A 20,587-nucleotide genomic window follows, 5' to 3' on the forward strand; every position below is an offset into this window, starting at 1 on the left:
ACGGACGATGGCCGACAATGCACAATCCCTGCCCGCGGTGGTGACCGGCGGGATCAAGGAGTTTAACGGGATGCCTGCGGGCCGCCAGCTGGCCCTGATCGGCATGCTGGCGGGTGCCATTGTGGTGATCGTGGCGCTGCTGTACTGGGCGCTGCGCCCGACCTACGTACCGCTGTTTCCGCGTATGGATTCGGAGGATGCGGCGGAGGTTGTGCAAGTCCTTTCGCAGGCCGGTATTCAGTATCAGGTCGATTCCACGACGGGGCAGGTGAAGGTACCCCAGGGCGAGGTGGCTGGTGCGCGGCTGCAGCTGGCCGGCGAAGGCCTGCCACGTTCGGGCGACATGGGCTTCGAGCTGCTGCAGGAGGATACCGGCCTGGGTACGAGCCGGATGATCGAGGGGGCGCGCCACCATCGGGCGATGGAGGGCGAACTGGCGCGTACCGTGGCATCGCTGAATGCGGTGGACCGGGCGCGTGTGCACATTGCCGAGGGTGAGCAGTCGGTGTTCGTGCGTGATCGGCGCCCGGCCAGCGCGTCGGTGGTCGTGCACCTGCGCGGTGGGCGGTCCCTGAGCGAGTCGCAGGTCGGTGCGATCGTGCATCTGGTCGCGTCCAGCACCTCTGATCTGGATCCTGATCGGGTCACCGTGGTGGACCAAAGCGGGACGCTCCTGACCCAGGATGGCGGCGAGACGGGCATGGGTGGTAGTGGCGACCGCCTGAGTTTCACCCGCGACGTGGAGACCCGCTATACCGACCGTATCCGTGACCTGCTGATTCCGATCGTCGGGCGCGACAAGGTACGGGTGCAGGTGAACGCGGACATCGACTTCTCGAGCGTCGAGCGCACCGAGGAACTGTACGATCCCGAGACGATTGCCCTGCGGTCCGAGCAGACCCGCGAGGACGAGCGCACGGGACCCGAGGGCGGTATCGGGGGTGTCCCCGGGGCGCTGACCAACCAGCCGCCCGCCGGTGGGGTTGTCGGCGAGGAAGGCGAGGAGGGTGATGGCCCGCCCGCGGCGCTCCCGGGCAGCCGCAGCACCAATATCACCCGCAACTACGAGGTGGATCGCCGCATAAACCATATCCGCGAGATGCCGGGGGGCGTGCAACGCGTGTCCACGGCCGTGGTGGTGGACTTCCGCCAGGAGGTCAACGAGGACGGCGAGACCGTGCAGGTGGCGAGGGATGCGGAGGAACTGCAACGCATCGAAGCGCTGGTGCGCGAGGCGGTTGGATTCAATGCCGAACGGGGGGATACGATCAATGTAGTGACCGCCCCGTTCGAGGCACCCATCGAGGCGGTGGCGGCGGACGAAATCGCGTTCTGGGAACAACCCTGGTTCCTCGAGGTGGTCAAGATCGTGGCGGCATTGCTGCTGGCTCTGATTATCCTGTTGACGGTGGTGCGTCCGGCGATGAAACATCTGATGAAGCGGCCGGCGCCGCCGCCGCGGCGCGAGGAAGATCGCGAAGCGCTGACCGACGAGTCAGCGGGCAGCGAGACGGGCATGGGGATGGGCCAGGGCGAGGGTTCGGCCGTGGCCGCGCTGACCGGCCCCAAGGGGCCGGACCAGCAGGAGATGGATCTGGAGGCGGTGCGCGAGATGGTCCGCGAGGACCCCAAGCGCGTGGCACAGGTGATGAAGACGTGGTTGGGTGACGATGGCCGCTGACAAGAACGCCAAACAGGAAGGTGCCGAGCGCGCCGCCGTGTTCATGATGAGCCTCGGCGAGGACGCGGCGGCCGAGGTCATGCGCCACATGGGGCCCAAGGAGGTGCAGAAGATTGGCACCGCGATGGCCTCCATGGACCGCATTTCGCGCAGTGACGTGAACGCGGCGCTGCACGAGTTCTCCACTCACGTGCAGGAACAGACGGCGCTGGGCGTGGGTGCCGACGAGTACGTGCGCAGCGTCATGGAGAGCGCGCTGGGTGACAAGGCCTCGGGCCTGATCGACCGCATCCTGCTGGGACGCAATTCCAAGGGAATCGAGGCCCTCAAGTGGCTGGATCCACGGGCGATCGCCGACATGCTGCGCAACGAGCACCCGCAGATCGTGGCGATTGTTCTTTCCCACCTCGACTCCGACCAGGCCTCGGACACCCTGCAGTACCTGCCCGCGCGGGTGCAGTCCGACATCGTGATGCGCATTGCGACCATGGATGGCGTTCAGCCCCAGGCCCTGCAGGAGCTGGACGAGATCCTCGACCGTCAGCTTTCCGGCAATGCCGCGAGCAAGACGTCGATGCTGGGTGGCGTGCGTTCGGCGGCCAACATCATGAACTTGATGGAGGGCTCACGGGAGGCGGAGATCATGGATACGATCAAGGAGTCCGATTCCGATTTGGGTTCGCGGATTGAGGAAGAGATGTTCGTGTTCGAGAACCTGGTGGAGATCGAGGACCGCGGTATCCAGACGCTGATGCGCGAGATCCAGACGGAATCGCTGGTGCTCGCCATGAAGGGTGCCGACGACGACATGAAGGACAAGATCTTCCGCAACATGTCCAAGCGCGCGGCCGAGATGCTGCGCGAAGACCTCGAGGCCAAGGGGCCGGTCCGGGTCAGCGAGGTCGAGGCCGCACAGAAGGAGATCCTGTCCGTGGCCCGCCGGCTCGCGGAGAACGGCGATATCGTGCTGGGTGGCGGTGGTAGCGAGGCGATGTTGTGACCGACGCCCCGGCGGCCAGGCTTTACACCGACGCGGCGGCATCGCGGTGGGAGCCGCCGGAGATTGGCGACAATGGGGTCCACCCCCCGCGTCGCCTGCCCACGGCCGCCGAGATCGAGGCGATCGAGGACGAGGCCCGCAAGAACGGGTTCGAGGGCGGTTATGCCGAGGGGCATGAACTGGGCAAGAAAGAAGCCGAGAAGGCCACCCGGGCGCGTGAGGACAAGAAACTGCGGGAGACGGTCGCCGTGCTGGAATCCGTGGCCGGCGGGCTTGCCGACCCCCTGGCGGATGCCGCCGATGCCCTGGAGCCGGAGTTGCTGGCGCTGGTGACGGCGCTTGCACGCAAGGTCGTCCAGAGCGAGCTGGAGACGCGACCGGAGCAGATCCGGACGGTCCTGGAGGGGGCATTGGCCCAGCTTCCCGGGCGCAACCAGGAGGTTCGGGTGCACTTGAACCCGGAGGACCAGGCGCTGGTGGAGGCCTATGGTGAGCGGGCGGATGCGCGTATCACCTGGGTCCCGGACGCGGGACTTGCGCGCGGCGGCTGTCGCCTCGAATCGGGCGCGGCAAGTGTCGACGCAAGTCTCGAGCGGCGTCTGCAACACGCGGTGGAAGCCCTCTGGGATGGCGACTATCCGGAGATGGACGGCGCACCCGACGAGGAAGATCACCAGTCCGCCAATTCCGTGGACAGCGCGGCCCCGGAGGATTCATGAGTACCCCGATCGACGAGGTCCGCCGCAAGGGCCGGGAACGGCTGAGTAGTGGCTTGCTGGATCGTCTGCAGCAGTCGCGCGGGCGGGTCGAGCGGGTCAATCCGCCGCAGTCGGAGGGTCACCTGTCGCGCCTGACCGGCCTGACGCTGGAGGCGGAAGGCCTGCGCTTGCCCATTGGGGGGCGCGCGCTGATCCACGGCGAGAACGGAGACACGGTGCCGGCCGAGGTCGTCGGTTTCCAGAATGAACGCACGTTCCTGATGCCTGAGGAAATCGCGGCGGGCCTGACGCCCGGCGCGCGCATCGAGCCGCTGGATAACCAGCGTCAGATTCCGGTCGGGGAGGGGCTGCTGGGCCGCGTGATCGATGCCAACGGGCAGCCGCTGGACGGAAAAGGCCCGATCCGCACCCATGATTTTGGGCTGTTGGCCGGGCGGCCGATCAACCCGCTGCAACGCGCACCGGTCCGCGAGCCGCTGGATGTGGGGATCCGGGCAATCAATGGTCTGCTGTCGGTGGGTCGTGGTCAGCGCCTCGGTCTGTTCGCCGGATCCGGGGTCGGCAAGAGTGTGCTGCTGGGGATGATGACGCGCAACACGACGGCGGACGTGATCGTGGTCGGGCTGATCGGCGAGCGCGGTCGGGAAGTGAACGAGTTCATCCACGAGATCCTCGACGAGGAATCGCGCACGCGCACGGTGGTGGTCGCCGTGCCGGCGGACCAGTCGCCGCTGTTGCGCCAGCACGGGGCCTGGGTGGCCACTGCGGTTGCGGAGCATTTCCGGGACCAGGGCCTGCACGTGCTGTTGTTGATGGATTCCCTGACCCGCTTTGCCCAGGGCGCCCGCGAGATCGCGATGGCGATCGGCGAGCCGCCGGCCTCCAAGGGGTATGCGGCATCGGTATTTGCGCGCCTGCCGCAACTGGTGGAGCGCGCCGGCAACGGCGACGTAGGGGGCGGCTCGATTACCGCCTTCTATACCGTGCTCGCCGAGGGCGATGACCAGAACGATCCGATCGTGGACGCCGCGCGCGCGATCCTGGACGGCCATGTCGTGCTGTCGCGCGAGGTGGCAGAGACCGGGCGCTACCCGGCGATCGATGTCGGTGCGTCGGTCTCGCGCGTAATGTCGTCGCTGATCTCGCCGGAACACGAGCGGGCGGCGCGCCGCTTCCGCGGCCTCTCGGCCACCTATATGCAGAACCGCGATCTGATCGCGGTCGGGGCCTATCGCAAGGGGGCCGACCCGCACCTGGACGAGGCAGTGGCGATGCACGAGCGCCTGGAGGCGTATCTGGCGCAGGGTCGCGAAGAGGCCGTCGGTTTTGACCGGGCGCGGGATGACCTGCTGGCGCTGGTTGGCGGGGCGGCATGAACCCGAAGCGCCTGGAACGACTGTTGCGCCTGCGCCGGATCGAGGAGAGCGAGGCCACCCGCCAGCTGGGTGAACGTCTGCAGCAACTGGATGGCATTGCCGGTCAGCGCGAGCGCCTGGAAACCTATCAGCGCGAGTATCTGCAGGCGACCCTTCCGGATGACGCCAACGCCCTCAAGTGGTTGGCGGGCATGCGCGACCAGTTGCGCTCGGCGCTGGAGCAACAGGACCTGCGCATTCAGGCGGCGGAGTCGCAGGTGGAGACCGCGCGCCAGGAGTGGCTGGAGCGCCACCGCAACAGCCTGTCGCTGGAAAAGCTGCTGCAACGCCGGAAGGCCGAGACGGCGCAACACGGCGCCCGGCGCCAGCAAACCGAACAGGATATGTGGGCCACGCGGCAGGCTCATGCGCGCGAGGAAGCGTCGCGTTGGCAAGGTTCTTGAATGGACCGTGACTATCGATTAGGGCAAGGGCCCGGGGATCCACCCGGCACACCGAGGATTCGGAGATGATCGCGACACAGAACACCGGTCAGGGCATGCTGCCGCTGCTGCAATTGCTGGGTGGCGAGGCATCGCTGCAGGACCTGGACGGCCTGAAGGGGCTGAAAGGGAAGGACGGCGAGGGGTTCCTCGCGGTTCTGGAGCCGCAGATGGAGGCCTTGCTGGCGAACCTGGGGGTGCCTGGAGACGAGCTGGAAGGGCTCGATCTGGAAGCCATGCTGGCGCGGCTGCAGGATCTACTCGACGGGCAGGGTTTCGCCGCGGGCGACGAGGCGGGGGGCAAGGGCTTGCCGGTCGCCAGCCTGATGGCGGCAGTGCAGGAACCGGGGCGTATGGACGCGGCCCGTGGGGAGGCGGGCGCCTCCGGCCGCGGGGGTGCCGAGGGCCAGGCGTTGCCGGTCAAGCCCCTGCCTGCAGCCGTCATGCGCCTGTTTGTCGAGGCCAGCCAGGCGGCGGGCGGGCGCGACGGCCTGGCCGCATTGAAGCCGGAACTGCTGGGCGCGCAGGGCGGGCTGTCGCGGGACGGCGTGCTCGATGTCCTCGCCCAGTGGATGACCCAGGGCGGGGACGACGAGTCGCGCCGCGGGCGTACCGACCCCCTGGGGGGCGTCCTGCCGGCTCTCGCCGGTGGGCAGGCCGAGGGGGCGGAGGCCGCGCGTGCGCTGCCGCGACTGGACCTGACCCGGCTCCTGCAGCAGCCCAATGGGGCCCGCGAGCTGGCCGATCAGGTGCGCATGCTCGCCCAGGCACAGGGTGGGCGAACCGAGCTCAAACTGCATCCCCCGCAGCTGGGCAGTCTGGATATTCGGGTGCTGGTCGAGGGTGACCGCACAAGCATCCAGTTCATCAGCGCCAATCCGGTGACCCGCGAGGTGCTGGAGGCGGCCATGCCGCGCTTGCGCGACAGCCTCGCCGAGAGCGGGCTGATGCTCGAGGACGCGACCGTCTCCGACCAGGCGGCCGAGGAGCAGGCCGAGCAGGATGAGCGCCAGGCCGCCGCCGGGGCCGCTTCGGAGCTGGCCGAGGCCGAAGACAACGAGAATGAGGGCAGCACGCTCTCGATGCTGAATCGGCGCCTGGATTTGTTTGCCTGAGTCGAGCCCGGCGCGGGCTCGGTCTTGCGATATCCGATGGGCGGCCGGCGGTGTCCGTGACCTGCCCCATCGGGCCCCTTTCGCTGTCGTAGCGATTTTCTGTGAGTGCCGCCAAGAATCCGTCTTTCCCGCGCGGCGGGCGGCCGATTCTTGACGTTATCGCCCGTTCCTTCCCCCGAAGTGTCCTTCAGCCTCCTCCAGTATTGGTCGCTAACTATCGGATAAAGCGATAGAAAGACAATGCTGGCATCTGCCTTGCTAAGGTCTTTTCCGAGAGCAAATCCTCGGTTTACCGGATAGCGGGTGCGACATGGCGAAGAAGGAAGTCAATCTGGACGACGAAGAAGGCGGCACCCCGAAGAAGGGCGGCATGGGCAAGCTGCTTGTGCTGCTGCTGATCGTGATCCTGCTGGTGGGCGGCGGGGCCGCTGCGGCCTGGTTCTTCCTGGTTGCGGGCGACGAGGCTGCCGAACAGGTGGAGGAAGGCCCCCCCGAGCGCTTCTACACCAGCCTGGAGCCGATGACTGTCAACATCGAAGCGCCGGGCCGCATCCGGTATCTGCGTGCCGAGGTGAGCCTGGTGACCCACGAGGCGCCGGTGATCGAGGCGTTCGAGCGGCATATGCCGGCGATCCGCAACGACCTCCTGGGCATCCTGGCGGAACAGCGTTACGAGGATCTCAATACGCGTGATGGCAAGGAATCGCTGGCGGAGGAGCTGAAGGAAGCAATCCGCGAGATTCTGCGCTCGCGGGATGCGCCGGACGCGGTCGAGGCCGTGTTGTTCAACGAACTGGTGATGCAGTAGGAGCCCCGTTATGGCGCAGACGGATATCCTCAGCCAGGACGAGATCGATGCCCTCCTGCATGGTGTGGACGAGGGCGACGTCGAGACCGAAGACCCGTATCCGAGTGATGGTCAGGCGCGGGAATTCAACTTTGCCACGCAGGATCGCATCGTCCGTGGGCGCATGCCCACGCTGGAGATGATCAACGAGCGCTTTGCGCGTCAGCTCCGGGTCCGTCTGTTCAATGTGCTGCGTCGTTCGGCCGAGATCTCGGTGGTCGGCACCCGTATCACCAAGTTCTCCGAGTACATGCACTCGCTGTTTGTCCCCACCAGCCTGAATCTGGTGCGGGCGCATCCGCTGCATGGCACGGGTTTGTTCGTGTTCGATCCCAAGCTGGTGTTCATCCTGGTCGACAACTTTTTCGGTGGCGACGGGCGCTACTACACCCGCATCGAGGGGCGAGACTTCACCCCGATGGAGATGAAGGTCGTCCACGGCGTGCTGGAAGGGGCCTTCGAGGATATGCAGAAGGCCTGGCAGCCGGTGATGGAGCTGAAGTTTGAGTTCCTGAACTCCGAGGTCAACCCGCAGTTCGCGAACATCGTCTCGCCGACCGAGATCGTGGTCATCAGCGAGTTCCACATCGAGCTCGACGGGGGCGGCGGCAACCTGCACGTGACCCTGCCGTACTCGATGATCGAGCCGATCCGCGAGCAGCTGGATACCGGCATCCAGTCGGATCGCTCCGACGTCGACCAGCGCTGGATGCACGCGCTGCAGGAGGAGATCCAGACCGCCGAGGTCGAGATCAGCTCCATGCTGGCGGAGACCGAGGTCACCGTGCGCGAGCTACTGGATATCCAGCCGGGCGACATCATCCCGGTGGACCTCCCCGAGAAGATCACCTTGCAGGTCGAAGACATCCCGATGTTCCGCGGGAAGTTCGGCGTATCCAATGGCATGAATGCGATCCAGGTTTCGGAACGCATCATCAAACGATAGAGGGCGCAGCATGGCTGACACCGACGATCCCAAACAGGACACCCCGACCGCGGATGAAGATACCGCGGGCGCTGAAACCATGGCCGAGACCGAAGGCGGTAGCGACGACCAGGCGCTGGCCGACGAATGGGGGGCCGCTCTGGCGGAACAGTCCGCCCTGGCCGAGCAGAAGGATGACGAAGAGGCCGCCGACCCGGACGCCCTGCTGAACGAAGCGCAAGGCGGTGGGGGTGCCGCGTCCGCGCAAGCGGCGCCGAAGACCGAGAAGAAGGAACGCAAGCACAAGCCGGATTCGGCCGCGGAGGCGCTGCAGCCTGAACAACTGTCGGGCGTGGTGCAGGGCGACGGCGAGGAGATGAACCTGGAGATGGTGCTGGACGTGCCGGTGACCATCGCCATGGAGATCGGTCGCACGCGCATCCCGATCCGCAACCTTCTGCAGCTGAACCAGGGCTCGGTGGTGGAGCTGGACCGTCTGGCCGGGGAGCCGCTGGACGTGCTGGTGAACGGCACTCTGATTGCTCATGGCGAGGTCGTGGTGGTCAACGAGAAGTTCGGTATCCGGCTGACCGATGTGATCAGCCCCAGTGAGCGCATCCGCAAGCTCAAATAGCCATGAATCCACGTAATACGCGTAGTTCGGCCCTCGTCCTGGCGGCCGTCACGGGGACCCTCTGGCCTTTGACTGCCCTTGCGGAGGGTGGCAGTGGCGGGGCCGCGGCCTATCTGACCCAGCTAATCGGCGGTCTGGTACTGGTGATCGGTGCCATTGTGGTGCTGGGCTGGATCCTGCGCCGGACCCAGGGCGGACTGAACCGCGGCTCGCAGGTGATCGAGATCGTCGCGGCACGCTCGGTGGGCACGCGCGAGCGTCTGGTGCTGGTGCAGGTGGGCGATGAACAGGTGCTGGTGGGCGTGGCGCCTTCCGGCATGCGCACCCTGCACACGATGCGCGAGTCCGTGGTGGCGCCGGTAGGCGAGACCCCGGACTTCTCCAGTGCGCTCAAGCGCGCCGTGACCCGCCGGGCTCCGCCCGGTAGCAGCGAGCGGGGGCAGTCGTGATGGCGCTGTTCCTGCGGTTCGCGCTGGCACTGGGCCTGCTGCTCCTGCCGGGCCTCGCCGGGGCCCAAGTGGCGCAGGGTATCGAGGCCCTGACCGTGACCACCAACGGAGACGGGGGCGAGACCTACTCGGTCACGCTGCAGATCATCCTGTTGATGACGCTGCTGACCCTGCTGCCGTCGATCCTGATCATGATGACGTCCTTCACCCGGATCATTGTGGTGTTGGCGATCCTGCGCCAGGGCCTGGGCACGACCCAGACGCCCTCGAACCAGATCCTGATCGGTTTGGCCTTTTTCCTGACCCTGTTCGTGATGGCCCCGGTGCTCGACGAGATCTACGAGACCGCGTTTGTGCCCTACGTGAACGAGGAGATCGGGACGGAGGAGGTGATCGAGGCGGGGGTGCAGCCGTTGCGCGAGTTCATGTTGATGCATACCCGCGAAAGCGATATCGCGATGTTTGCCGAGATCAACGGGATCGACGGATTCGAGGAGGCGGATGAAATCCCGTTGAACCTGCTGGTGCCAGCGTTCATTACCAGCGAGCTGAAGACCGCATTCCAGATTGGCTTCCTGATCCTGATCCCGTTCCTGATCATCGACCTGGTGGTGGCCTCGGTCCTGATGTCGATGGGGATGGTGATGCTCTCCCCGCTGATTATCTCGCTGCCGTTCAAGGTGATGCTGTTCGTTCTGGTGGACGGCTGGGCGCTGATGATGAACACCCTTGCCACCAGTTTCTTCGTGTAGGAGAGCGCGATGACACCCGAACTCGTTGTGGACATCGGTCGCGAGACGCTGACCGTGGTGGTCCTGCTGGCCGCGCCGCCGCTGCTGACGGCGCTGGCCGTGGGTCTGACCATCGGGATGCTGCAGGCAGCGACCCAGATACAGGAAATGACCCTGTCGTTCATCCCCAAGCTGCTGGCGATGTTCGCGGCGCTGCTGATCAGCGGGCACTGGATGCTGGCGTTGTTGATCGACTACACCGAGCGCCTCTACGAGGGTGCGCCGGGGATGGTGGGGTAGGCATATGGCCCTGGCGGCGGAACAGCTGGTGCTGTGGGTGGGGGCGGTCCTGTGGCCGTTCGCCCGCATTGGCGCCATGCTCGTCGCCATGCCGATCTTCGGTGCGGATACGGTCAATGCGCGGGTGCGCATGGGGCTGGCGCTGTTGCTGGCGATCTTCGTGGCCATGCAGGGGCCGGTCCTGCCGGATATCGATCCGCTCAGCCTGGAGGGCGTGCTGGTCACCCTGCACCAGGTCGCGATCGGCGTGTTCATGGGGTTCATTCTGCAGATGGTGTTCTCGGCCGTGACTCAGGCGGGCGAGGTGGTCGCACTGGGCATGGGCCTGGGTTTTGCCTCGATCATGGATCCGGCCCAGGGCGTGCAGGTCCCGGTGGTCTCCACCATCTTTGTGATCTTCTCGACCCTCCTGTTCCTGGCGATGAACGGCCATCTGATCGCCCTGGAGCTGATGTTGACCAGCTTCGAGACCATGCCGATCGCCCCGACCGGTCTGAACGCCGAGGCCTTCTACGCCCTGGTGGCCTTCGGCTCCACGATGTTTGTGGGCGCGGTGCTGGTGGCATTGCCGGCGGTTGCGTCGCTCCTGTTGGTGAATATCTCCATGGGGGTCATCACCCGCGCGTCCCCGCAACTCAACATCTTCGCGGTGGGTTTCCCGATGATGATCCTGATCGGGTTCGTGCTGATGATGTTGATCCTGCCGGGCCTGCCCGAACGCTTCGGCGAGCTGATGCTCGAGGGCTTCAACCTGATGCAGACCCGGATGGGCTTCTGAGATGGCCGAGAACGAGAGCGGACAGGAAAAAAGCGAAGAGCCCACTCCGAAACGCCTGCGCGAGGCGAAGGAGAAGGGGCAGGTCCCGCGCTCGCGCGAGCTGAGCACCTTTCTGGTGCTGATGGCGGGCGGGAGCTTCCTGCTGATGTACGGCCCGAACATGGGGGCGCAACTTACTGAACAGATGAGCAGTCGCCTGGATTTCGAACGCGAAATGGCCTACGACTCGTCGCTGTTATTGCCTTATCTGGCCGATGAGATCTTCCGTACCCTGCGGACCCTGTTCCCGTTGTTCGGCGTACTGATCGTCGCCGCGGTACTCGCGCCGATCGTGATCGGCGGCGCCAATTTCTCCTGGAAAGCCGCCGCGCCCAAGGTCTCCAAGCTGAATCCCGGGAAGGGCCTCAAGCGAATCTTCTCCTGGCAGGGGCTGATGGAGTTCGGCAAGACCTTCGCCAAGTTCGTACTGATCAGCAGTGTCGCGGTCGCCGTGCTGGCCACCTTCTCCGACCGGCTGCTGATGCTTGGCTACGAACCGGTCCATCAGGGCATTAGCCATGCCGCCCAGCTGGTGCTGGGAACGTTCATCGCGGTGTCCGCGGCGTTGATCGTCGTAGCGGCCATCGATGCGCCGTTCCAGATGTGGAATCACCAGAAACAGCTGCGCATGACTCGGCAGGAAGTGAAGGACGAGTACAAGGAGACCGACGGCAAGCCGGAGGTCAAGCAAAAGATCCGCCAGTTGCAGCAGGAGATGGCGCAGCGGCGAATGATGGAGGAGGTCCCCAAGGCCGACGTGATCATCACCAACCCGACCCACTATGCCGTGGCTATCGTCTACGAGGCCTCGCGCATGGCAGCGCCGAAGGTGGTGGCCAAGGGCGTCGACGAGGTGGCCGCCTCGATCCGTGCAGTCGGGGACGAACACGCGATCATCCGCGTCGAGGCTCCGCGCGTGGCCCGCGCCATCTACTTCACCACCGATCTGAACCAGGAAGTGCCCAACGGTCTGTTCGTGGCCGTGGCCCGCATCCTGGCGTACGTCTACCAGCTCAAGCGGGCCGATGCCGACGCGCAGATGCCGGATGACCTTCCAGTGCCCGAGGACTATCTGGATCCTGACAAGCAGCGCGGCCAGAGGAGGGATCGCTAATGGCCTTCTTTGACCGTCTGGGTAACGTGGGCAAGTGGGGGCTGGGGGCGCCGATCCTGCTGATCGCGATGCTCTCGATGATGGTGCTGCCGTTGCCGCCGCTGGCGCTGGACGTGCTGTTCACCTTCAATATCGCGCTGTCGCTGGTGGTGATCATGGTTGCGGTGTACACCCCGCGGCCGCTGGAATTCGCGGTCTTCCCGACCGTGTTGCTGGTCGCCACGCTGCTGCGTCTGGCGCTGAACATCGCCTCCACCCGAGTGATCCTGCTGGAAGGCCACACCGGCACGGATGCCGCCGGCAAGGTCATCCAGGCCTTCGGCGACTTCGTGGTCGGCGGCAACTACACCGTGGGGCTGGTGGTGTTCGCGATCCTGATCATCATCAACTTCGTGGTGGTGACCAAGGGCGCCGGGCGTGTATCCGAGGTCAGCGCCCGCTTTACCCTGGACTCCATGCCCGGCAAGCAGATGGCGATCGACGCCGACCTGAACGCCGGCATCCTGACTCAGGAAGAGGCGCGCAAGCGCCGCGAGGAGATCGCCAGCGAGGCGGACTTCTACGGCTCCATGGACGGTGCCTCCAAGTTCGTCCGCGGCGATGCCATCGCGGGGATCCTGATCCTGTTCGTAAACATCATCGGCGGGCTCACCATCGGTGCGGTGCAGCACGGCATGTCGATCGGCGATGCCGCGACCAACTACGTGTTGCTGACCATCGGCGACGGCATCGTTGCCCAGATCCCGTCGCTGGTGCTGTCCTCCGCCACCGCGATCATCGTGACCCGCGTGACCAGCAGCCAGGACATGGGCCAGCAGGTGTACGGGCAGATGTTCTCCAACCCGCGGGTCCTGTACGTCGCCGGTGGCGTGATCGGCGCGCTGGGCGTCGTGCCGGGCATGCCGAACGCCGTGTTCCTGGGGCTGGCGGCGCTGATCTTTGGCTGGGCCTACCTGCTCAAGCGCCGGAGCCGCGAGGCCGAGGTGGAAGTGGAGCGCATCCCGCAGGAAGACGAAGGCGGGGCTCGTTCGGAGGATCGCGACCTGACCTGGGAAGATGTCCCGCCGGTGGACTTGGTCTCCCTCGAGGTCGGCTACCGCCTGATCCCCTTGGTGGACCGCACCCAGGACGGCCAGCTGATGGGCCGGATCAAGGGCGTGCGCCGCAAGCTGTCGCAGGAGCTCGGCTTCCTGCTGCAGCCGGTGCATATCCGCGACAACCTGGAATTGAGCCCGAACGCCTACCGGATCAGCCTGCTGGGCGTCACTGTGGCGGAGGCCGAGGTGTTTCCCGATCGCGAACTGGCGATCAATCCGGGCGAGGTCTTCGGCACCGTCCCGGGTACCCCGACCAAGGACCCGACCTTCAACCTGGATGCCCTGTGGATCGACCCGTCGGATCGCGACCAGGCCCAGGGCGCCGGCTATACCGTAGTCGACTGTTCCACGGTGATTGCGACGCATTTGTCGCAGGTGTTCCGAGAGAACGCCCACCGCTTGATCGGGCACGAGGAGGCACAGCACCTGCTGGATCAGCTGGCGCGGCATTCGCCGAAGCTGGTGGAGAACCTCGTGCCCAAGACGCTGTCGCTTTCGATCGTGCTGAAGGTGTTGCAGAACCTGCTGGCCGAGCAGGTCTCGATCCGCGACCTGCGCACGATCGCCGAAACCCTGGCAGACGACGGGGTGAAGAGTCAGGATCCCGGCACTTTGACCGCTGCGGTGCGCGTCGCGCTGGCGCGCTCCATCGTCCAGGACCTTGTGGGACCGGAGGATGAGCTGCCACTGATTGCCCTGGACCCATCGCTGGAACAGCTCTTGCATAAGTCCCTGCAGGGCAGCTCGGGTGGCACGGTTGGACTGGAGCCCGGGCTGGCGGAACGGTTGCAGCGTTCGGTTGCGGACGCGGCGCGCCGCCAGGAGACAGCCGGTCAAGCGGCGATCCTGGTGGTGGCACCGGAGATCCGTTCCTGGATTGCCGGCTGGTTGCGCGGCGCGGTTCGCAGCCTGACCGTCCTGGCGTTTACCGAGATCCCCGACAACCGGCGGATTCGGGTAGTGGCCACGGTCGGTCAGGAAGAAACGGCGAAGCAGTCCGCATGAGACATAGGGGTTCCGCCGCGCGAGCGGCGCAGGAGATCAAAGCATGAATGTCAGACGATATCGGGCCCGGGACATGCGCGACGCCATGCGTCAGGTGCGCGAACAACAGGGAGAGGATGCCGTGATCCTCTCCAGTCGCCGGGTGGATGGCTGGTTGGAGGTGGTCGCCGCCCTGGAGGATGGCGAGTCCTCGGAGCCGGTGCGCGAGCCGGAGGCTGCAAAGCCGGCCCGCGAGGCGCGTACCGCCGACCGTGCCCCGAATTCGGCGGCGCCTGCCTGGCCGGCCGACCCCGAGCTCACCGCGATGCGCCAGGAGTTGCGTGACCTGCGAAGCCTGATGACGCGTCAGTATGCGGAGAGTGACGAGGCCCGCTGGGCCGCCCGTCATCCGCTGGCGGCAGAATGCAAGGTCCGCCTGATCGACCGCGGCTTTAGTGAATCGCTGGCGCGCAGCCTGGCGGGCAGCATCCTCGATGACAGCTCCCCCGAGCAGGCTTGGGAGCGTCTCCGCGCGCGGCTTTCGGGCGCGATTGCCACGCATCGCCCGGCGATCCTGGACGAGGGTGGGCTGCTGGCGATGGTGGGTCCGACCGGTGTCGGCAAGACCACCACGCTGGCACGGATCGCGTTGCGCCAGATCCGTCGGATGGGACCGGATTCGGTTACGCTGGTGACCCTCGATAGCCAGCGCATCGGTGCCACACGGCAGTTGCAAGCCTTTGCGCAGATGGCGGGGATTTCGGTGCGCGTGTTGCAGAATGCGCGCGAACTGCGCGATCTGGCGCGGCGCGTGGACGATGGCCACCTGATCCTGGTGGATACCGCTGGGCAGGCGCCGCGCGCGGTGGAGGAGGAGTCCCTGTTCGCGCATCTGCCGCCGGATATCCGCGCCGAGAGCTGGTTGGTCGTGTCGGCCACGACCCAGGGCAGTACGTTGCGGCGGGTGCTGGAGGCGTTTCGCAAGGCGGATCCCTCGGCGCTGGTGCTGACCAAGCTGGACGAGGCAGAACAGCTGGGCGAGGTCCTGTCGGTGTTGCTGGACCAGCACCTGGGACTTGGGTTCGTGAGCGATGGCCAGCGCATCGCCGAGGATTTTCACCGGGTTGATACGGGGTATCTGACCCGCCTGGCACTGGACGACGATGCCGAGGGTGCGCGGGCGGGTGGCAATGCCCGCGAGACCTGGGCCGCCGAACGGCTGGCCGAAATGGAACCGCCGCGACGCTCGCGCTCGCCTCTGCGCCCGGCGCAGGGGACCGAGCCGGCCACACTGGAACTGATTCAGCCGGTTGGAAAGGGGCGTTATGCCACGCACTAACAAGCCGTTGAAGGTCATTGCGGTCGCGTCGGGCAAGGGCGGGGTCGGGAAGACCAACGTGTCGGTCAATCTGGCGGTCGGCCTGGCCCGGTTGGGCCGCGAGGTGATGCTGTTCGATGCGGATCTGGGCCTGGCCAACGTGGACCTGTTGCTCGGGATGCGCCCGGAGCGCACCCTGCACGACCTGGTGACCGGCGCGGTGGACAGCCTGGACGATGTCCTGGTCCAGGGGCCGGACGGGGTGAAGGTGGTCCCGTCGGCCTCCGGTATCGCGGCGATGGCGAACCTCACGCCGGCGGAGCACGCAGGGCTGATCCATGCCTTCAGCGCCTACCGCAAGCCGCTGGATGTCCTGATCGTGGATACCGCTGCGGGCCTGCAGGAGTCGGTGACTTCGTTCTGCCGGGCGGTACAGGAGACCCTGGTGGTGGTCTGCGACGAGCCGGCTTCGATTACCGATGCCTATGCCCTGATCAAGGTGCTGCATCGTGACCACGGGCTGCGGCGTTTCCGCATGGTCACGAACATGGTCAGCGGACGCGAGGGGGCGGAGCGGCTGATGCAGAAACTCAATACCGTCTGCGGCAAGTACCTGCCGGAGGTGGTCCTGGACCTGGCCGGCTATATCCCCATGGACGAACATCTGCGCAAGGCCGTGCAGAAAAGGGCGCCGGTGGTTCAGCAGTATCCCGGCAGTCCGGCCGGCAAGGCGTTTGCCGACCTGGCACACACGGTGGATCGCTGGCCAGTCGGTGGGGGTGACCACGGGGGCGTCGGGTTCTTCGTGGAACGAATGCTGCAGAGCGCATGATGACGACGCGTAATCGACTTTCCGGCTACCAGGCGACGTCCACCGCGACCGGTGGACACGAGAAGCTGATTGCCGATCACGTTGAACTGGTGCATCGCATTGCGCACCACCTGATGGCCCGTCTACCGGCCTCGGTCCAGGTCGATGACCTGATCCAGGCCGGCATGATCGGTCTGCTGGAGGCGGCGCGGCAGTTCGAGGGCGGGCAGGGGGCGACCTTTGCCACCTACGCCGGAATCCGCATCCGCGGTGCGATGATCGACGAGTTGCGTCGCAGTGACTGGACGCCACGTTCGGTGCATCGCAACAGCCGGCGTATTGCCGCCGCGATCCAGAGTGTCGAGGCCCGCGAGGGGCGTGCGGCGCGTGGGAGCGAGGTGGCGGCCGAGCTGGACGTGCCTATCGATGACTATTACGACATGCTCAAGGACCACGCCGGGGCCCATCTGTTTGCACTGGACGATCTGGGTGGCGGGGATGACGGGGCCGATCGCGTGATCGAGGGGCAGGAAGTCTCGCCGTCGCGTAGCCTTGAGGCTGGCGAGTTTCGCGAGGAGTTGGCCGAGGCCCTTGGGGATCTGCCTGAACGCGAACGCCTGGTGCTTTCGCTGTATTACACCGAAGAACTGAATCTGCGCGAGATCGGGGCTGTTCTGGGCGTGACCGAGTCGCGCGTGAGCCAGATTCGCAGCCAGGCGGTCATTCGGCTGCGCGCGCGCATGGGGTCGTGGCTCGAAGACGGCGCGGCTTTGCAGTTATTCTAAAACTCACCTTACGAATCCCGGAGTGACGTGTGGACAAGGGAATGAAAATTCTCATCGTGGACGATTTTTCCACGATGCGGCGCATTATCAAGAACCTCTTGCGCGATCTTGGCTTCAATAATACGCAGGAAGCCGACGACGGCAGCACCGCGCTGCCGATGCTGCAAAATGGTGATTTCGACTTCCTGATTACCGACTGGAACATGCCCAACATGCCGGGCATCGACCTGCTGAAGGCCGTCCGGGCGGATGCCAACCTGAAGTCGATGCCGGTGCTGATGGTGACGGCCGAGGCCAAGCGCGACCAGATCGTGGAGGCCGCGGAGGCGGGTGTGAACGGTTATGTGGTCAAGCCGTTTACCGCCGAAACGCTGAAGGAAAAGATCGACAAGATCTTCGAACGTATTGAAGCACAGGGCTAAGGATCGCCCGGTGGTGAATACGGACGACGTCCGTCTCGCTTGCGCGGGTGGGCGTGACCCGGCTCCTTCGGCGCCGTACCAGCAAGAGGCTCCTCATGACTGAACAGGAACACCCCCCACGCGACGGCCAGCTCGAGCTGGCCCGACAACTGGTGCAGACGCTCGAGGCGGGCGACGACGCGGCGGCGCGCGCGCTGGTGCAGGATCTTGCGCGTCCTTACGACCGCGAGCTCTTCGATGAACTGGGCAAGCTGACGCGCGACCTTCACGAGGCCTTGCAGAGTTTCCGTGGGGACTCGCGTCTGGTGGAGCTGACGCAGGCGGAGATCCCGGATGCGAAGGAACGCCTGAACTACGTGGTCACCATGACCGAGCAGGCCGCGCACGCCACGATGGGCGCCATCGAGTCGAGCCTGCCGATCGCCGAGTCGTTCAGCCAGCAGGCGGCCGACTTGACCGCCAAATGGACGCGGTTTCGCAACCGGCAGCTCTCGGTGGACGAATTCCGCGATTTCGCGCGTGAGCTGGACAGCTTCTTCGGGCAGGCGGGCGAGGACGCCGAGGAGTTGCGGCGGCTGCTCTCCGAGGTGCTGATGGCGCAAAGTTATCAGGACATTACCGGCCAGGTGATTCGCCGGGTGATCCAGTTGGTGACTGACCTCGAAGAGAACCTCGTTACCCTGATTCGGCTCTCCAGCGGGCGCATGGAGCAGGTCGAAGCGGCCGAAGCGTCTCTGGAACGTGGCGAAGAAGACCGCGAGGCGGACCGCAAGGGTCACGGCCCCAGTGTGCCAAAGACTCAAGATTCCAGCGCAGATGTCGTTCAAGGACAGGACGAGGTGGACGATCTGCTATCAAGCCTGGGCTTCTAGCAGTGCCCCCCATACGACTGGCGCCACGGGACCGGAGAGACTGAATGGCCATCGACCCCAATGACGAAATCCTTCAGGACTTCCTGATCGAGGCCGGGGAACTGCTGGAGGGGCTCAACGAGCAACTCATCGACCTGGAACAGAACCCGGACGACCGGGATCTGTTGAATGCGGTCTTTCGAAGCTTCCACACCATCAAGGGGGGCGCCGGGTTCTTGAGCCTGGATGCGCTGGTGACGGTGTGTCATCACGCCGAGGACGTCTTCAATCTGCTGCGCAACGGCGAACGCCGTGCCGATAGCCATCTGATGGACACCATGCTCCGCGTGCTGGACTCCCTGAACGTCATGTTCGGGGATCTGCGCTCCGGAGTGGACCCGACCCCCGCCGATGCCGCGGTGGTCGAGGACCTGCGGCGCATGGCAAAAAACGAAGACGTCGCCGGAGATACCGCCGGGGCGCCGCCCGCGCCTGAACCGGAGCCCGTCCCCGAGCCACAGGCCTCGGCCCCCGGCGACGCCATGGTGGGCGGCGGGGAGGAGATCACGGACGACGAGTTCGAGGCCCTGCTGGATACGTTGCATGGTGACGGGGCCCCGGCACCCGTGGACGCGGCCGTGCCGGGCGACGCCGGGGCCAGCGAAGACTCGGGCGGTGATCTGATCAGCGACGACGAGTTCGAGAATTTGCTGGACGAGTTGCAGGCCAAGGGCGGAGGTCCGGCAATGCCCGAACCGGCTGCGGACGACCCTGCGGATCCACTGCCGACCGAGCCCGCGGCCGTGGCGCCCGAGCCGGAAAAAGCGGTAACGCCGGAACCGGCGGCCGCCGGTGGGCAGGGCGGCGGTAGTGCCCGCGCCGGCGGGGCCGAGGCCGGTGGGCGCTCGGCTCCGCAGGGCGAGACCTCCGTGCGTGTGGATACCGAGCGCCTGGACGAGATCATGAACCTGGTGGGCGAGCTGGTTCTGGTACGAAACCGGCTGAGCATGCTGCGTTCGCAGCATGTCGACGACGAACTGGGCAAGGCGATCAGTTCGCTGGCACTGGTGACCTCCGACCTGCAGACCTCGGTGATGAAGACCCGCATGCAGCCGGTGAAGAAGGTCTTCAATCGCTTCCCTCGAGTGATCCGCGATCTGTCGCGGAATCTGGGCAAGGAGATCGAGCTGGAGATCTTCGGCGAGGAAACCGACCTCGACAAGAATCTGGTCGAGGCCCTGTCCGATCCGCTGGTGCATCTGGTGCGGAATGCTGTGGACCATGGCATCGAGACGCCCGATGTGCGCGAGGCGGCGGGCAAGCCGCGCAAGGGTACGGTCGTGCTCGGCGCGGCCCAGGAGGGCGATCACATCGCACTGCTGATCAAGGACGACGGCGGTGGCATGGACCCACAGGCCCTGCGGCGCAAGGTGGTGGAGAAGGGGCTGATGGAGCCCGCGATGGCCGAACGGATGACCGATCGCGAGGCCTTCAACGTGATCTTCATGGCCGGATTCTCCACCAAGACCGAGATCTCGGACGTCTCCGGCCGCGGGGTTGGCATGGACGTCGTCAAGACCAAGATCTCGCAGCTCAATGGCACCATCGAGATTGATTCCGAGATCGGCGTAGGGACCACGCTGCGGGTGAAGCTGCCCCTGACCCTGGCGATCCTGCCCGCCCTGATGGTGATTCTGGACGGCCGGCGTTTTGCGATCCCGCTGGCCTCGGTCTCCGAGATCCTGGATCTGGATTTGACCAAGACGAATTACGTGGATGATCAGGAAGTCATCATGGTGCGCAAGCACGCCCTGCCAGTCCATTACCTCAAGCGCTGGCTGAAGCCTGGGCACGAGCCCGAGGTGCGCAAGGATGCCCACGTAGTGGTGGTCCATACGGCCGACCGCAAGGTAGGACTGGTGGTGGATGATCTCGTGGGGCAGGAAGAGGTGGTCATCAAGCCGCTCGGCCAGAATCTGCAAGGCGTGAAGGGCCTGGCGGGAGCGACGATCACCGGGGATGGGGGCATCGCCCTGATCCTCGACGTCTCCGACCTGGTGACCATCCTGATGCGGCAACTGCAAATGTCCGGTCGACCGCGCCGCGCGTCGCGCTCGAGCGAGGGCTGA

At 65.7% G+C, this 20,587-nt stretch carries 21 protein-coding genes; all 21 read left to right on the plus strand.

Annotated features, from left to right (window positions below; translation table 11 throughout):
• The first annotated feature begins 7 nt into the window (after window positions 1-7).
• The 21 genes from fliF (at window position 8) to F792_RS0111520 (ending at window position 20,587) form a co-directional block, all read left to right on the plus strand.
• Window positions 8-1,681, plus strand: a complete 1,674-nt coding sequence (fliF, locus tag F792_RS0111420) for a flagellar basal-body MS-ring/collar protein FliF (protein ID WP_018169716.1) — start codon at window positions 8-10, stop codon at window positions 1,679-1,681.
• Window positions 1,671-2,681 carry a flagellar motor switch protein FliG gene (gene fliG / locus F792_RS0111425; protein ID WP_018169717.1) on the plus strand — a complete coding sequence of 337 codons (1,011 nt, stop codon included), beginning with the start codon at window positions 1,671-1,673 and terminating at the stop codon, window positions 2,679-2,681. The genes fliF and fliG overlap by 11 nt, the downstream gene beginning before the upstream one ends.
• Window positions 2,678-3,400: a FliH/SctL family protein gene (locus F792_RS0111430; protein WP_018169718.1), complete on the plus strand. Its 723-nt coding sequence runs from the start codon at window positions 2,678-2,680 to the stop codon at window positions 3,398-3,400. The genes fliG and F792_RS0111430 overlap by 4 nt, the downstream gene beginning before the upstream one ends.
• Window positions 3,397-4,776 (plus strand): FliI/YscN family ATPase, encoded by a 1,380-nt coding sequence (locus tag F792_RS0111435; RefSeq protein WP_018145756.1) that lies wholly within the window; start codon window positions 3,397-3,399, stop codon window positions 4,774-4,776. The genes F792_RS0111430 and F792_RS0111435 overlap by 4 nt, the downstream gene beginning before the upstream one ends.
• Window positions 4,773-5,219 carry a flagellar export protein FliJ gene (gene fliJ, locus F792_RS0111440; protein ID WP_018169719.1) on the plus strand — a complete coding sequence of 149 codons (447 nt, stop codon included), beginning with the start codon at window positions 4,773-4,775 and terminating at the stop codon, window positions 5,217-5,219. The genes F792_RS0111435 and fliJ overlap by 4 nt, the downstream gene beginning before the upstream one ends.
• Before the next feature lie 65 nt (window positions 5,220-5,284).
• The gene (locus F792_RS0111445) at window positions 5,285-6,373 is read left to right on the plus strand and encodes a flagellar hook-length control protein FliK (protein ID WP_018169720.1); all 1,089 of its coding nucleotides are present in this window, start codon (window positions 5,285-5,287) and stop codon (window positions 6,371-6,373) included.
• A gap of 310 nt (window positions 6,374-6,683) precedes the next feature.
• Entirely contained in the window at window positions 6,684-7,181 is a 498-nt protein-coding gene (fliL, locus tag F792_RS0111450) for a flagellar basal body-associated protein FliL (protein ID WP_018169721.1), read from the plus strand.
• 10 nt (window positions 7,182-7,191) lie between these two features.
• Entirely contained in the window at window positions 7,192-8,166 is a 975-nt protein-coding gene (fliM, locus tag F792_RS0111455; protein WP_018169722.1) for a flagellar motor switch protein FliM, read from the plus strand.
• 10 nt (window positions 8,167-8,176) lie between these two features.
• Window positions 8,177-8,779, plus strand: a complete 603-nt coding sequence (gene fliN, locus F792_RS0111460; RefSeq protein WP_018169723.1) for a flagellar motor switch protein FliN — start codon at window positions 8,177-8,179, stop codon at window positions 8,777-8,779.
• A 2-nt stretch (window positions 8,780-8,781) separates the two neighbouring features.
• A complete protein-coding gene (gene fliO, locus F792_RS0111465) occupies window positions 8,782-9,228 on the plus strand; it encodes a flagellar biosynthetic protein FliO (RefSeq protein WP_026304831.1) in 447 nt (148 codons plus the stop codon).
• Window positions 9,228-9,980 carry a flagellar type III secretion system pore protein FliP gene (fliP, locus tag F792_RS0111470; protein WP_018169725.1) on the plus strand — a complete coding sequence of 251 codons (753 nt, stop codon included), beginning with the start codon at window positions 9,228-9,230 and terminating at the stop codon, window positions 9,978-9,980. The genes fliO and fliP overlap by 1 nt, the downstream gene beginning before the upstream one ends.
• Window positions 9,981-9,989: 9 nt before the next feature.
• Window positions 9,990-10,259, plus strand: coding sequence for a flagellar biosynthesis protein FliQ (fliQ, locus tag F792_RS0111475; protein WP_018145748.1), 270 nt, complete (start codon window positions 9,990-9,992; stop codon window positions 10,257-10,259).
• A 4-nt stretch (window positions 10,260-10,263) separates the two neighbouring features.
• Window positions 10,264-11,037 carry a flagellar biosynthetic protein FliR gene (gene fliR / locus F792_RS0111480; protein WP_018169726.1) on the plus strand — a complete coding sequence of 258 codons (774 nt, stop codon included), beginning with the start codon at window positions 10,264-10,266 and terminating at the stop codon, window positions 11,035-11,037.
• Between the two features lies 1 nt (window position 11,038).
• Complete coding sequence (flhB, locus tag F792_RS0111485) at window positions 11,039-12,190, plus strand: flagellar biosynthesis protein FlhB (protein WP_018169727.1); 1,152 nt, start codon at window positions 11,039-11,041, stop codon at window positions 12,188-12,190.
• On the plus strand, window positions 12,190-14,292 hold the full coding sequence (gene flhA, locus F792_RS0111490; protein ID WP_018169728.1) for a flagellar biosynthesis protein FlhA: 2,103 nt from the start codon (window positions 12,190-12,192) through the stop codon (window positions 14,290-14,292). The genes flhB and flhA overlap by 1 nt, the downstream gene beginning before the upstream one ends.
• 73 nt (window positions 14,293-14,365) lie before the next feature.
• Entirely contained in the window at window positions 14,366-15,610 is a 1,245-nt protein-coding gene (gene flhF, locus F792_RS0111495; RefSeq protein ID WP_018169729.1) for a flagellar biosynthesis protein FlhF, read from the plus strand.
• Window positions 15,597-16,421, plus strand: coding sequence for a MinD/ParA family protein (locus F792_RS0111500; RefSeq protein WP_038084764.1), 825 nt, complete (start codon window positions 15,597-15,599; stop codon window positions 16,419-16,421). Before flhF ends, F792_RS0111500 begins: the two co-directional genes overlap by 14 nt.
• Window positions 16,418-17,185 (plus strand): RNA polymerase sigma factor FliA, encoded by a 768-nt coding sequence (locus tag F792_RS0111505; RefSeq protein ID WP_018169731.1) that lies wholly within the window; start codon window positions 16,418-16,420, stop codon window positions 17,183-17,185. The genes F792_RS0111500 and F792_RS0111505 overlap by 4 nt, the downstream gene beginning before the upstream one ends.
• A 41-nt stretch (window positions 17,186-17,226) precedes the next feature.
• Window positions 17,227-17,607, plus strand: a complete 381-nt coding sequence (gene cheY / locus F792_RS0111510; protein ID WP_018145741.1) for a chemotaxis response regulator CheY — start codon at window positions 17,227-17,229, stop codon at window positions 17,605-17,607.
• 95 nt (window positions 17,608-17,702) lie between these two features.
• A complete protein-coding gene (locus F792_RS0111515; RefSeq protein WP_018145740.1) occupies window positions 17,703-18,479 on the plus strand; it encodes a protein phosphatase CheZ in 777 nt (258 codons plus the stop codon).
• A gap of 44 nt (window positions 18,480-18,523) precedes the next feature.
• Window positions 18,524-20,587, plus strand: a complete 2,064-nt coding sequence (locus F792_RS0111520) for a chemotaxis protein CheA (RefSeq protein WP_018169732.1) — start codon at window positions 18,524-18,526, stop codon at window positions 20,585-20,587.

The organism is Thioalkalivibrio sp. ALMg9 (assembly GCF_000380625.1).
Lineage (GTDB): Bacteria > Pseudomonadota > Gammaproteobacteria > Ectothiorhodospirales > Ectothiorhodospiraceae > Thioalkalivibrio > Thioalkalivibrio versutus.